Source organism: Bradyrhizobium sp. SOJA106 (assembly GCF_059448745.1).
Map to the genome: position 1 here is coordinate 473,338 of NZ_CM182549.1, position 13,603 is coordinate 486,940.

Annotated in this window: 11 protein-coding genes and 1 pseudogene; 7 read left to right on the forward strand and 5 right to left on the reverse strand. The window is 63.4% G+C overall.

Features of this window, described 5'->3' with window-relative positions; all coding sequences use genetic code 11:
- Positions 1 to 453 precede the first annotated feature (453 nt).
- A complete protein-coding gene (locus tag AC5V87_RS02295) occupies positions 454 to 633 on the forward strand; it encodes a hypothetical protein (RefSeq protein WP_495369870.1) in 180 nt (59 codons plus the stop codon).
- Between the two features lie 9 nt (positions 634 to 642).
- Here AC5V87_RS02295 and AC5V87_RS02300 read toward each other — a convergent pair whose 3' ends face one another.
- Together AC5V87_RS02300 and AC5V87_RS02305 are read right to left on the reverse strand one after the other, a co-directional pair.
- Positions 643 to 873 (reverse strand): hypothetical protein, encoded by a 231-nt coding sequence (locus AC5V87_RS02300; protein ID WP_495372045.1) that lies wholly within the window; start codon positions 871 to 873, stop codon positions 643 to 645.
- 145 nt (positions 874 to 1,018) lie between these two features.
- Positions 1,019 to 1,145: pseudogene (locus AC5V87_RS02305) on the reverse strand (SOS response-associated peptidase); the annotation flags it as partial.
- Between the two features lie 416 nt (positions 1,146 to 1,561).
- Between AC5V87_RS02305 and AC5V87_RS02310 the strand changes: the two are divergent.
- The 3 genes from AC5V87_RS02310 (at position 1,562) to AC5V87_RS02320 (ending at position 6,432) form a co-directional block, all read left to right on the forward strand.
- A complete protein-coding gene (locus AC5V87_RS02310; protein WP_495369871.1) occupies positions 1,562 to 2,542 on the forward strand; it encodes an ArdC family protein in 981 nt (326 codons plus the stop codon).
- A 1,247-nt stretch (positions 2,543 to 3,789) separates the two neighbouring features.
- A complete protein-coding gene (locus AC5V87_RS02315) occupies positions 3,790 to 5,430 on the forward strand; it encodes an FAD-dependent oxidoreductase (RefSeq protein ID WP_495369872.1) in 1,641 nt (546 codons plus the stop codon).
- A 21-nt stretch (positions 5,431 to 5,451) separates the two neighbouring features.
- The gene (locus AC5V87_RS02320) at positions 5,452 to 6,432 is read left to right on the forward strand and encodes a Bug family tripartite tricarboxylate transporter substrate binding protein (protein ID WP_495369873.1); all 981 of its coding nucleotides are present in this window, start codon (positions 5,452 to 5,454) and stop codon (positions 6,430 to 6,432) included.
- 30 nt (positions 6,433 to 6,462) lie between these two features.
- Here the strand turns inward: AC5V87_RS02320 and AC5V87_RS02325 are convergent, their stop codons facing one another.
- A complete protein-coding gene (locus tag AC5V87_RS02325; protein ID WP_495369874.1) occupies positions 6,463 to 7,827 on the reverse strand; it encodes an aminotransferase-like domain-containing protein in 1,365 nt (454 codons plus the stop codon).
- 161 nt (positions 7,828 to 7,988) lie between these two features.
- Between AC5V87_RS02325 and AC5V87_RS02330 the strand changes: the two genes are divergently transcribed.
- The 3 genes from AC5V87_RS02330 to AC5V87_RS02340 all read left to right on the forward strand — a co-directional run bounded on the left by AC5V87_RS02330 (position 7,989) and on the right by AC5V87_RS02340 (position 11,034).
- Positions 7,989 to 8,849: a DMT family transporter gene (locus AC5V87_RS02330; RefSeq protein ID WP_495369876.1), complete on the forward strand. Its 861-nt coding sequence runs from the start codon at positions 7,989 to 7,991 to the stop codon at positions 8,847 to 8,849.
- Positions 8,850 to 9,149: 300 nt separating this feature from the next.
- Entirely contained in the window at positions 9,150 to 10,589 is a 1,440-nt protein-coding gene (locus tag AC5V87_RS02335) for a DUF1254 domain-containing protein (RefSeq protein ID WP_495369877.1), read from the forward strand.
- A 73-nt stretch (positions 10,590 to 10,662) separates the two neighbouring features.
- On the forward strand, positions 10,663 to 11,034 hold the full coding sequence (locus AC5V87_RS02340; RefSeq protein ID WP_495369878.1) for a hypothetical protein: 372 nt from the start codon (positions 10,663 to 10,665) through the stop codon (positions 11,032 to 11,034).
- 422 nt (positions 11,035 to 11,456) lie between these two features.
- Here the strand turns inward: AC5V87_RS02340 and AC5V87_RS02345 are convergent, their stop codons facing one another.
- A complete protein-coding gene (locus tag AC5V87_RS02345; RefSeq protein ID WP_495369879.1) occupies positions 11,457 to 12,671 on the reverse strand; it encodes an EAL domain-containing protein in 1,215 nt (404 codons plus the stop codon).
- Between the two features lie 284 nt (positions 12,672 to 12,955).
- Positions 12,956 to 13,381: a hypothetical protein gene (locus tag AC5V87_RS02350; protein ID WP_456841936.1), complete on the reverse strand. Its 426-nt coding sequence runs from the start codon at positions 13,379 to 13,381 to the stop codon at positions 12,956 to 12,958.
- Between the last annotated feature and the right edge of the window lie 222 nt (positions 13,382 to 13,603).

Sequence of the window (13,603 nt, forward strand, 5' to 3'; positions counted from 1 at the left end):
AGCGTTTGTTACGGGCCGCCCACGAGGACCAATGTCCCAAGCGGCGTGAAATGCGAGTTCTGCACGCGACGTGACGCAAATTCTGTTGGAAGGCAACATCGCCAAGACAATCGTGCAGGCAGATGCACAGAAACCATCGATAACTACATCATGCCCCGAAGCGCGCAGCCGCTCGTACCGGAAAATATATTTCCCGATCCGTCAACCGGGATCGTCTGTGATCCGCACGGCGGCCTCGCTTGCGTGTGATCCACCCAACATCAGCGTCGAGATCAGAAGCGGCGTCCAACCTCTCATGCCAATACCCAGATCGAGGTCTCACACTCCGACTCTTGGACGATCACACTTGCTGAAGGTTGATCTAAATCAACGCGCAGGTACGCGATACACATTGGCTGCCTGGCCGCTCGTCAGGCGCTTCACGGAAGGGAGCTCAGAAGGCGCAACCCCGCAATGGAGGACTATCGGGCACAAATCGAAAAGCTACGGAAAGACGCGGCGGAGTGGGCCCTCATCCGCGATCCTGCGTCCGATAAAGCAAAACGCGAATTGTTTGAGCGGCTGGCCGTGCATCTGAGCTCCCTCGCAGACGAGGTCGAAAAAGAGATGCTAAGGCAGGAGGCGGGTTGTTGATGAAGATGGTCAACGGAGTTTGGCGCTGCCATCCCGATCTGGTGTGCGAATGCGACCGGGCCGAAGCTGCACGATGCGACGCGGGCTAACTTCCGGCTCGGCGAGTTCGCCATCCGATGGCCTAAGGCATCTCAATGCCTGACGGGCAAAGCATTCCGCCTGCCTGTTTCCGGTCTTCTCTATTTCTTCGATGGCCCAGACCAACATCTGAACCGCACCGTCAGAGTTGTCCTGGTTCATTTGCATGCCCCTTATTCAAGCCCGCCGGCCAATCCAATACTATATCTGTGGTTGGGCCGGTTCGGTTCAGAATTGTACATCGAACATACGCGGCGTCCAGTGACCATGAGCACATCGGGCAATGACCGTCCCCCCTGCCGTCTCCGCGCTGCAGCTTCAGGGCTTCGTCGGTTGCCGCGGTCATCCAGGTCTCGACCCTCCTCCGGCGTCGTCAGGATCACCGGCATCGCCTTGGGATGAATTGCGCCGGCCTCCGCGTTCGGCTGCGTGGTCGCGCGATGCAACACATCACGGTGAATAGTCGATTGCGACTTCTGTCGACTGCGGCCGGATCTAGAGCGCGTTGAGTATTAAGCGCCCATTTTTTCGCATTTGGATAGTGCGCCAAGTGAACCGTTTTGTCGCGAACCGTCATCCGTTTGCGAGCCATCGGGCACGAGGTGTTGGGCCTCTGATGATGGACGGTATCACCGAGAGTTAAAGGGCCTGCGGCCCCGATCGCTTCCCGCAACGGCCGGTCGGGCTATTTTCCCCGCCGCCATGCGGCTCCTCGCGCAAGTCAAAATACCCCTTCCGCGGCCGTCCTCCGCTGCGCTCCAGCCTACGGTGCAGGTCGATCGCCTCCCGGCGCAAGCACCGCCATCGAGGCTGCAATCACGCGGTCCCGACGGCAAACGGAGAGACGATCATGGCGACCAACCGGCCACACCAAGCTCAATCATCCAAGCACCACGGAGCTGCTTCATTCAGCAAGCGTCTCGCTACGAACCCCCGCGAGGACCTCTATCAGCGCGTTACCGAGAAGATTATCGGCGACCTCGAGCAGGGCACGCGCAGTTGGATCAAACCTTGGGCTGCATCGTCAGAGCCGGCCGCACTGGCCCGACCCCTACGCTTCGACGGTACGCCATATCGAGGGGTCAATGTGCTGATCCTCTGGTCGGAAACGATCGCACAAGGCTACACGTCGGCGACTTGGATGACGTATCGTCAGGCCCAGGCACTGGGCGCTCAGGTCCGCAAAGGTGAGCTAGGCACGACGGTGGTCTACGCCAAGACCATCGAACACACGGAAGAGGATCCAGGGACGGGCAAAGAGGCCGTTCAACGTATCCCACTGCTCCGTGCCTATACGGTATTCAACGTAGCGCAGATCGACGGCCTTTCCGCTCAGCCTGCGCCGGTCCCGGCCCCCGAACCAATGTCAACGAGGATCGACAGTGTCGATGCCTTTATCACCGCCACCACAGCCAAGATCGTCCACAAAGGCAACCGGGCCTGCTATGTTCCGTCAGCCGACCGTATCGAAATGCCGTCTTATCGTCAGTTTATCGATACGCCCACGTCGAGCGCAGCCGAAAGCTACTATGCGACGCTGCTTCACGAACTCGTCCATTGGACTTCGCCAAAGGATCGCTGCGACCGTGATTTGGGTAAGCGCTTCGGAGACAACGCTTACGCGCGCGAAGAGCTCGTCGCTGAGATCGGGGCGGCGTTCCTCTGCGCTGATCTTGGCATTGCACTGGAACCCAGGCCCGACCATGCCTGCTATCTCGCCAGCTGGCTGGATGTGCTCAAATCCGACAAGCGAGCAATCTTTACCGCCGCTGCCCTGGCGCAGAAAGCAGTCGATTGGCTCGCCGCTACGAGCCATCCGGACAGCCCTTAACGGGAGCCTCGGCAGTTGCGCGCCGGGAATAACGGGCCGGGTCGAGCGCCTTGCGCTCCCCCTCCCGGGGACGCCATGGAGCGCTGTCGGCGCCCTGTTGTCGTTGGTCGAGACGCCGCCGAACTGTCCAGCAGCCGTCTTCCTCGTGGCGCGCGGGCACGTAAGCTTGGCAGCATCGACCTTTGATCTGGCCGACCAGACTTTGTGGGTATTCGCTCAGCTGCAACTTCGCTCTGACATGTCGGGGGAACTTGGCACGTAGATTGTCCAGGAGCGCCTACTCTGTTTCGGAGCCCGAGCACCCAGTCCTAGCTTTGGCGACGCGTTTTTGCCGACGAGAGGCCCATCTTTTCTTTCTGCTTAGGCTGCTCAACGTCAACCATGAATCAAGCGTCCAGCCGTTCCGGCCCGATGATCATTGACTGGGATAGGCGACCAGGCGATTCTGCGGCGCTGATCGCTGCTTGTAGTCCGCAATGTAGTCGTCAGAGTAGTCCTAACCCGCCGAACCGCGTTGATTTGTCGAGGTAATTGGCGGCGTGGGCGAAAACGGCCTGCGGAGTCCCTCCCTCTCCGCCATCAGTCCGCAGCAGGCTAGGCAAGTTGTGAACGCGACGGGGGATGTGCTCTCTGATGCCGATGAAGATCGGACCGCAACCTGAGAAGTGGCTCCGGAAGAAAGCCAAGCAGGGAATGCGGCTATCCGTTCGGCACGATCGCGTTCTATGGGCCCGACAATCGGCGGGCCTCAAAAGTAGCCGTCTCCTTCATCCGAACTGAAGGAGCGGAGCCCGAATTGCGCCGTTGGCTGTCGGAGACCGCGGATGCGCGGAGCGATCAGAGGGTGCTTGCCGAAATTGCTTTATTTCTAAAGCAGCATTCGGTGCACTCGGTCGCGATGGCAGACTGAATTATCGGCTGTCCGCACGAAGAGGGCATTGACTATCCAACGGGAGAGGCCTGCCCACACTGCCCGTATTGGAACGGGCGGGACCGGTGGACCGGCGAACTCGTCTAGATCCGTCAGGGGGCCCGCGCGCCCCCAGCGCTGCGACCGGCTGTGTCGTGGCTCTCGGCAGGTAGCTCTCCGGCGCGCGCTTTCGAGATTTGTCTTGCTTGATCAGATGGTTCGTCGAATGTGGGCTGGTGCCGCGCCGGCCGCGGCCAGCTACTATGCATGGGGTTGTTTTCGATTTTCAAATACATGCTGGCGGCCAAGACCGCGGCGCAAGGGGATGGAGACGAGCATGAAGGCACAGGTCCTGATCGTGGGCGCCGGACCGGTGGGACTAACCGCGGCGATGGATCTGGCCTCGCGGGGGATCGACGTCGTCGTCGCGGAGATCCGCCACGCCGGCGATCCGCCCAATGTCAAATGCAATCACGTCTCCGCGCGCTCGATGGAGATCTTCCGCCGGCTCGGTGTCGCCGCAAAGCTGCGCGACGCCGGACTTCCCGCCGACTTCCCGAACGACTGCTCGTACCGGACCACGGCGACCGGCATCGAGCTTTGCCGCATCGAGATTCCCTCCCGCGCGCGCCGCTACAGCGCCACCGGGGGCCCCGACACCTGGTGGCCGACGCCCGAGCCGCCGCACCGGATCAACCAGATCTATCTCGAGCCGATCCTGTTCAGCCACGCCGCCGCGCAGCCGCGCATTACCATTCTGGCGCGCACCGAAATCACCTCGATCCAGCAGGATGATGACCATGCCGTCGCGCAGGCGCGCAATCTCGACAGCGGAGAGACACTCCCCATCGAAGCCAGCTTCGTGATCGGCTGCGATGGCAGCCGCTCGTTCGTCCGCAAATCGATCGGGGCGAACCTGTCCGGAACGCCGGTGATCCAGCGCGTGCAATCGACTTACATCGAAGCCCCGCAACTCAAGCAGCTGATGGGCGCGCACAAGCCGGCCTGGATGGTGCTCTCGCTCAACCCGCGACGATCGGGCACGACCGTCGCGATCGACGGCCACGATCGCTGGCTGATCCACAATCATCTGAAGCCCGACGAGCCCGAGTTCGACTCGGTCGACCGCGACTGGTCGATCCGCGCCATCCTCGGCGTCGACGAGCGCTTCGAGTACAAAATCCTCAGCAAGGAAGACTGGGTCGGGCGCAGGCTGGTGGCCGATCGCTTCCGCGATCGTCGGGTCTTCATCTGCGGCGATGCCGCGCATCTATGGATGCCATATGCCGGCTATGGCATGAATGCGGGCATTGCGGACGCCGTCGATCTCTGCTGGCAATTGGCGGCGCATCTCAACGGCTGGGCGCCGGCCGCGATCCTCGATGCCTATGAGGCGGAGCGTCAGCCGATCACCGAGCAAGTCTCGCGCTTTGCGATGGACCACGCCATGAAGATGATGGCGCAGCGCGGCGGTGTCTCGGCGGAGATCGAGGACGACACCCCGCGCGGCCATGCGGCGCGCGCGGCGCTGGCGCGAGCGGCCTACGATCTCAACGTTCAGCAATATTGCTGCGCCGGCCTCAACTTCGGCTACTATTACGATGCCTCGCCGATCATCGCCTATGATGGCGAAACCCCGCCGGCCTACGCGATGGGCAGTTTTACGCCCTCCACCGTGCCGGGCGCCCGTGCGCCGCATCTGTTCCTGCGTGATGGACGATCGCTCTACGACGCCTTCGGGCCGGGTTACACATTGCTGCGGTTCGATCCGGCGATCGACGTGGCATCGCTGAAATCCGCGGCGGATGAGCGCGGCGTGCCGCTGGCGCTGGTCGACATTGCGGCCGATGAGGCGAACGGCGCCTATGCCGAGAAGCTGGTGCTGGTGCGGCCTGACCAGCACATCGCCTGGCGCGGGCAAGCCGCGCCCGACCATCCACCGGGCTTGCTGGCGCGCATCACCGGCGCTGCGGCGTAACGAGAACGCGAGGAGGAGAACGTGTTTCACGTTGCAAGGCGCCGCATCCTGACCGTGCTGACGGCCGTGACTTTCGCCGTGCTGCCGCTGGAGGCGGGCGAGGCGGCCTATCCGGAGCAATTGATCAAGATCATCGTGACCTTTCCGCCCGGCGGCAGCGCCGATACCGTGATCCGTGCACTCGAGCCGGTGGTCACCGCCGAGCTCAAGCAGGGCCTGGTGATCGAAAACCGCGCCGGGGCAGGGGGCAATATCGGCATGGCCGCGGTCGCGCAGGCCGCGCCGGACGGCTACACGCTCGGCGTCGCGCCGGCAGGTGCGCTGACCGTGAACCCGCACCTCAATCCGTCGATGCCGTTCGATCCGAAGCAGCTCGCGCCCATCACCCTGCTTGCGGAAATCCCTTTCGTGCTGGTCGCCTCCGCCAACGTGCCGGCGCATTCGACGGTGGAGACGATCGCGCTCGCCAAGGCAAAGCCGGGTGCGCTGTCGATCGGACATGGCGGCAATTCGACGGCGATGCATCTGACGGCGGCGCTGTTCACGCAAAAGGCCGGGATCGCCATGGAGCTGGTCCCGTATCGTGGGACCGCGCCGGCGACGGTCGATGTCCTCGCCGGCCATGTCCCCTTCGCGGTGCTCGATGTTCCCGCATCGAAGCAGCTGATCCTCGAAGGCAAGCTCAACGCGATCGGCGTGTCCTCGGCGCGCCGCCTGTCATCGCTCCCCGGCGTGCCGACTTTGGCCGAAAGCGGCATCGCAGGTTTCGAATCCGTGGGTTGGTTCGGGCTCGTTGCACCCGCCGGCACGCCGCCAAACATCGTCGGCAGGCTGAACGAAGCCTTCGTGAAGGCCCTGAAGGATCCGTCGGTCGCCGAGAAGATCCGGACCCTCGGCGCAGAGCCCGCGCCGAGTTCGCCCGAGCAGTTCGGCCGCTTCATCGAGAATGAAAGCGCGAAATGGGGCAAGCTGATCAGCGAGGCCGGCATCAAGGCGAACTGAATGTTCTCCGCGGCGCCTTCTCGTCGGCCATCATGCCGGCGCCGCCTTCAACGCCCGCCGCAGCACATCCCAGATCCGCGGCTCGTTCATATGCGTCACGTTGAACCGCATGAAGTTTTGTGCGGTCTGCGACACGCTGAAGACGTTGCCAGGCGCGAGCACGACATCTTCATTCAGCGCTGCGCGGGCGACCTGGGTGGCATCCTGTCCGCCCGCGAGGCGGCACCAGAGGAAAAAGCCGCCGTGCGGCATCAGCCAGGGTTCTATGCCTAGCGCCTGAAGTTTGCGCGCGACGTCGCGGCGCGCCCGCACGAGCTTCTGCCTGAGTTCGTCCATGTGCTTGCGATAGCTGCCGCCGGCCAGGACATTTGCGATGATCTCGGTGGCGACCGGGCTTGGGCCGCCAAAACTGGTCGCAACCTGGAGATCGACGAGATGCTCGGTCCAGTCGGGCCGCGCGGCGATGTAGCCGCAGCGCACCGAGGCCGACAGTGTCTTGGAGAAGCTGCCGATGCGGATCACGCGGTTCAGGCCATCCAGCGCGGCCAGGCGCGGCGAGCGCTCCGGCTCGAAGTCGCCGAAGATGTCGTCCTCGATGATGGTGAGGTCGTGCGCCGCCGCCGCGGTCAGCAGCCGGTGCGCGCTCTGGAGCGAGATGGTCGCGCCGGTCGGGTTGTGCAGCGCTGAATTGGTGATGTAGAGCCGCGGCTTTTCGCTGCCGAGGATCTGCTCGAAGCGCGCGGCGTCGGGACCCGACGGCGTGTAAGGCACGCTCACGATCCTGACCTGATGCGCGCGCAGCAATGCGCGAAAATTGAAGTAGCAGGGATCGTCGACCAGCACGGTGTCGCCGGGCCGCAGCAGGAAGCGGCAGATCAGGTCGGTCGCCTGCGTGCCCGAGCCCGTCAGCATCAGCTGGTTGATCGAGGCCTCGATCCCGTCCTCGGCGAGGCGCGCGAGCAGCATACGGCGCAGCGTGAGCGAGCCGGACGTCGAGCCGTAATTGGTCAGCACGCTCGCCTCGGTCCGCGCCAGCGCGCGGGTGGCGCGGCGCAAGGCTTCTTCGGGCATCCACTCCGGCGGCAGCCAGCCGCAGCCGGGTTTTGGCACGGCCGTGTCACTATCGAGCGATTGCCTGGAGACCCAGAACGGGTCGATCTCGCGGTCGCGGCGCGGCTCGGCCTCGGCAAGTACCAGCGGCGGCGCCGCCGTCGGTGAAACATAGAAGCCCGAGCCGCGGCGGGCGCGGATCAGGCCTTCGGCGGCGAGCCGGTCATAGGCTTCGACGATGGTGGACGGCGAGACGCCCATCGTGGCGGCAAGCCTGCGGATCGACGGCAGGCGGTCGCCGGCACTGAGTGCGCGGCCCGCGACCTTGGCGCGGATCGCGCTCATCACATCAAGGGTCCGCGTTCCGCCGGGTCCCTTCGTCTGCGCCATGCCGTCCAGGGTGTACTGCCTTCCATACCCATACAGTTCAGCCGGATTGTACTGGATTGTCGCTGGTCTCGCCAGCGCGGAACGCCGAAGATGGCGACACAACAAGCGAGACGAAAATGCAATCTGCGGGCAGCGGCTGGGGCAGCGGAATTCTCGGCGTCATCATCTTCAGCGGCTCGCTTCCGGCGACGCGCGTCGCGGTCGGCGGCTTCTCCGCCCTGTTCCTGACCTCCGCGCGCGCGATCATCGCTGCGCTGATCGGTGCGGCCGTGCTCTTCCTGCTTCGTCAGGCGCGGCCGGAGCGCAAGGATCTCGCCTCGCTCGCGATCGTCTCCATCGGCGTCGTGGTCGGCTTCCCCCTGCTGACCGCGCTCGCGCTCCAGCACACCACCTCGGCGCATTCGATCGTCTTCATTGGCCTGCTGCCGCTGTCGACCGCGATCTTCGCCGTGCTGCGCGGCGGGGAGCGGCCGCAGCCGCTGTTCTGGCTGTTCGCCGTGCTCGGCAGCGCGACGGTGTCGGGCTTTGCGATGTCCAGCGACGGCTCGGCCTCGCTCACTGGCGATCTCCTGATGGTAGCCGCGATCGTGCTGTGCGGCCTCGGCTATGCCGAAGGCGCCGCGCTGTCGCGCCGCCTCGGCGGCTGGCAGGTGATCTCCTGGGCGCTGCTGCTTGCGCTGCCGCTGATGGTGCCGGTTGCGGCTCTCACCTCGCCACTGGCATGGAACGATGTCGGTGCGCCGGCCTGGATCGGGCTGGCCTATGTCTCGGTCTTCAGCATGTTCCTCGGCTTCATCTTCTGGTACCGGGGCCTTGCAATCGGCGGCATCGCGCGTGTCGGCCAGTTGCAGCAGCTCCAGCCGTTCTTCGGCCTCGCGCTCGCAGGTCTGCTGCTGCACGAGCCGGTCGCCTGGAGCATGATCGCCGCGACTGCGCTCGTGGTGGTCTGCGTCTTCTTCGCGCGGCGGTTTGCGTGAGCGCGATGTAGCGCAAGTCCCGACCAGGCATGTGCGGGCATCGATGTTGATCTAGATCAACGTCTGTCCCGGCGCGCACTGTCTCATTGGATGACGCGAGTTCTCTCCTCGATGTATCGCGTGCCTATTTCGCAATAACGTAACAGCGCTTGGCCGGTATCCCTGCAGGTTTTGCCGATGGGCCAATGACCGGCACCCTCCTCGACCGACGGAAATCCGCGCACCATTGCGGGAGTGTCCATCGTCAATTGAACTCTCGAGATCAGAGTGGCCTATCACAGCAGGTTTGGGAGTGGCGTCATGAACATTACGCGTCGAAATCTTCTATCTGCCGGTTTGGGAAGCGCGATGTCGGCACTTGCACTCTCGGCCGGCCGAGCGGATTACGACGGTCCTTTGTTGAGCGCGGTCGAAGGAGGCGAAGATTTCTGGCTTGCCACCGATGCCTACGTCTTCGGCTATCCACTCGTGACGATGGAGATAACGCGACGGGTCATGACCAATAAAGCCTCCGTCGAGGGCACGCGCGGGCCTATGGGGCAATTCATCAAGCTGCGGACCTATCCCGACGCAAGCTTCAAGGATGTGACGGCTCCGAATGCGGATACGCTCTACACCAGTGCGTGGATCGACGTGGGGGACGAGCCGTGGGTCGTCGCCATTCCCGACATGAAGGACCGCTATTTTCTGTTTCCGATGCTTGATGGCTGGACAAACGTATTCCAGGTCCCGGGCAAGCGCACGACGGGGACCAAGGCGCAGACTTATGCGATCACCGGCCCGGGTTGGAAAGGCAAGCTCCCTGCCGGCGTGAAGGAGTACAAGTCGCCCACGAGCATCGTGTGGATTCTAGGTCGCATCTACTGTACCGGCACAGCTGAGGACTACGCGGCGGTGCACGCCGCCCAGGATGAGTGCAAGCTCTTCCCCTTGAGCGCATACGGGACATCCTACACGCCTCCAGCTGGCAAGGTCGATTCGACGATCGACATGACCACCCCGGTGCGCGATCAGGTCAATCGTATGGACGCCGTGGCCTATTTCAGCCTTTTGGCTCAACTGATGAAGCGGAATCCGCCGGGAGCCGCCGACGCTCCTGAGCTGGCCAAATTCGCGAAGATCGGTCTCGTTCCGGGCAAGGATTTCGACGCGAGCAAGCTCGACGCCGATTTTGCGAAGCGCATCCCGCAAGTCGGTTTCGACCGGATCATGATCCAGTTCAAGGTCAACAAGGCCATCAGGAACACGAACGGCTGGGCATTCGACACGGAGACCGGCGTCTACGGCACCGACTATCTCAATCGCGCCCTGGTCACCGCCATCGGGCTCGGTGCCAACCGAATCCAAGATGCCTGCTATCCGACGTCGCAGAAGGACATCGATGGCAAAGATTACGTCGGCAGCAACAAGTATGTGATGCGCTTCCCGAAGGGGCAGCTTCCTCCCGTGGGCGGCTTCTGGTCGCTGACGATGTACGACGAGAAATATTTCTTCGTCCCCAATCCGATCAACCGCTATTCGATCAGTGCGCGTCAGAATCTCAAGTCCAATCCGGACGGAACGGTCGACCTCTATATCCAGAAGGACTCGCCTGGAAGGGACAAGGAGTCCAACTGGCTGCCCGCCCCGGCCGGCAAGTTCGTTCTGATGCTGCGGATGTATTGGCCGAACGAGAAGACGCCTTCGATCATCAACGGCAGCTGGTCTCCGCCCGCCGTCAGGAGGGTTACGAGCAGCTGATCGCAACGGGTAGGCGGGAGCCGCGGTGCGAGCAGCCCCAGCTCAAGGTCTGGCACAACCTGAGGAGAACAGCATGAAGGTTGCGCTTTTGTCGGCGGCACTTCTCGGGGGCCAACTGGTCACGCCCGTTTCTGATCGCGTCCCCCACCTGAATGTCGAGGCGCTGTGCAAGGCAACGGTGGCCGATGACAAGGCAAACGGAGTCGTTCTGGGTCAGAGCCTCGAGAAATGCATGAGCGATGAAACGGATGCCCAGCAGCAACTGAGCGCGCTTTGGTCGGCAAGTGCCGGCCCTGCTCGGGATAGCTGCGAAGCCGAGGTCATTTCGGTCCCCTATGCTCAAAGTTACGTTGATCTTCTCTCTTGTATTCAGGCTGCCGAATCGGGGAGCGCGCGGCCCTCGGCACCTCTCAAAGGCGCAAGCAAGAACCGAAACGCCAAATAGCATTGTTGGAAACTCGAAGCGAAGGAGGAGCGTCATGCGACACGGAATGAACTTCTGGCTGGCCGGCGCCATTGTTGTCTGCGCAGCCATGGGCTCGGTGCAGTGGCCGGAAGAGGCTGGCCTTTCATTCTCGATCCAGAGCGCAGAGGCCCGCGTAGGGCGACCGGCGACTCCAGCGAGTGTCGCCGGCGTCGCGCGTCGAACGACGCGCCGTGCCGTTGTCGGTGGAGCAGCGGTGGGTGCAGCGACCGTAGGAGCCGCTGTCGCGGCGCCAGCTTGTGTCCGCGTGCTGGTTAATGGCGCCTGGGTCTGCCGCTAGAGCATGACCCGGAATCTCATCGCTTTTGCGAGCTGTCCTTGGGAATCGATTGCTGCGACCGCGCGCGCCTCTGCGTCGCGCGGCGGCCGGTGAGGCGATAGCCTCATTCTCCTCCCATCACGGTCCGCGTCAGCGCGCTCCTTGCAAACTTCTTCAGCGGCATCGGCTTGCCGAACAGATAGCCCTGCACGTGGTCGAAGCCGAGCTCGTTCGCGGCGACGAGATCGGCGCGGCTCTCGACGCCTTCGGCGATGGTGCACGCGCCGTAGCTATGCGCGAGCTCGACGATGTGGCGGCACACCGTGCGCTTGAGGCGGTCATTGGCGTTGCCGGTGACGAAGTGACGGTCGGCCTTCAGCTTGATGAAGGGAATCTTGTCGAGGTCCATCAGCGACGGCCAGTTGGCGCCGAGATTGTCGATCGACAGGCCGATATTGTGCAGGCGCACCTCGCGCGCGACCTCGGCCAGGAGATCGAGGTCGCGGATCGCCTCCTCGCTGTCGATCTCGATCGTCAGTCCGCCGAACGCCGGATGCGTCGGCATGCGGCGGCAGAGCTCGCGCGCGGCCTGCGGCTCCTTCAGATACGACGCCGGCAGGTTGATCGAGAGATCGACCGGGCTCTGCTGCTCGAGGAGATAGTGCCAGTCCTGCACGGCGCGCTCGATCACGAATTCCGACAGGTCGCGCAGATGCGGATCGTGCGTTTCAGGGATGAAATAGGCGGGCGGCACGACGCCCCAGGTCGGATGCCGCATCCGCACCAGCGCCTCGGCACCGCTGCGGATCAGCGTGCGCGCGTCGATCTTGGGCTGGTACCAGAGCTCGAGCCAGCCGGCATGCAGGGCCTCGCCGACATGCACGGCCGGGCTCGGCGCCGGCTCCTCCGGCAGCAGCACCGCGATGCGCTCGCGCAGCGTCTCCGCTGCAAAGGGCGTCGTCAGCGGCGGCAGCATCGCAAGGCCATATTCCTCGCCGACCTGCTGCACCGCCTTGACGATGATCGACTCGCGGGCGCCCACCGTCAGAACCTTGCCGTCGAAGGCCTCGCGCACCAGCGTCTCCAGGAATTTCCCGGGCTCGATGCCGTCGGCGGCGATGCCGAGCAGGATCAGGTCCGGCAAGTCGCTGGTCAGCACGGCTTGCAGCTCTTCGGCGCTGGCACATTCGCTGGTGACGAAGCCGAGATCCTCCAGCACCTCTGCGAGGAAAGCGCGCAGGTGGCGCTTGCTGTCGGCGACGCATGCGCGCGGCATCATTTTTCGCCGTCCGAAGGTTTTGGGCCTTCGTCCGGCGAGTTCTACAAGTTCGTCGTTCATCGCAAAACACTCCCGTTCCGCGAACGGTGTTAGCGATGGGAGCAGTTTCAAATATGGAGGGCTTGAGCCGATTGTTGAATTATCTGGGTAACGTTAAAGCACGCAGCACGTCTAAAATTGTACGGATCTCGCTAGAGAAGTTTTTACGTCTGACCGCGCGTGACGGCTGCGTGACACCGTCATCGCGGCAGATTCTCGAACGTTGCATCTCGTGCGCAAGAAGCAGCGGTGTCCTGCAATAGGACGATGCCGTTCGCGTTTCGCCCAATTGAATAATGGACGTCTCAATTGCTTGTGGCCTTGTCGTGTTGAGCCATCCCGACAGCCTTGTAGTCGTAGGTCGGATAGAACTCGGTGCGGTAGGGACCCCACGCGGTGTCCTCGATGACGCGATTGACTTCGCGCAGGCGCGAGGCGGGCAGGCGCAGCGTGATCACCTGGCCGATCCCCATCATCACGTACCAGCTCACGACTTCGACGCCGGGCGGTGGGAAGGATTTGTAGTAGCCCTGCTTCTCGAGCTGCGCGTTCAGCTCGTTCAGCGGGCGGGACTGGTCGTGCTTGAAGAAGACGGTGAGCAGCACCGCGTTGTCGGCAGTCGGCGCGGCGTTGCCTTGCGGCGGCGAGGTCTGCGCCGTCGTCGCCGATGTGAGCGCCAGCGCGCCCGTGAGCAGCGCCACCATCGTCCATGTCACTCGAGCCGGTCTCATCGCGACCCTCCTTCTCGATGCTTCTGCAGAGCATCGGGAGGATAGTTGCATGGGCCACGAGCGACGAACTCATTTTCGCGCGATGCGGGCAGGTTCCGCCTTCGCTCGTGACGGTTCTGCGACAATGCGTCCGGCCGGGCCGGCGCAAGTGTGAAGCAGCTCACATGCGCATTGCTGCACCTGCGCTATTGCTCCGCGCAGCCGGTGGGTGGGCTGTCGAGG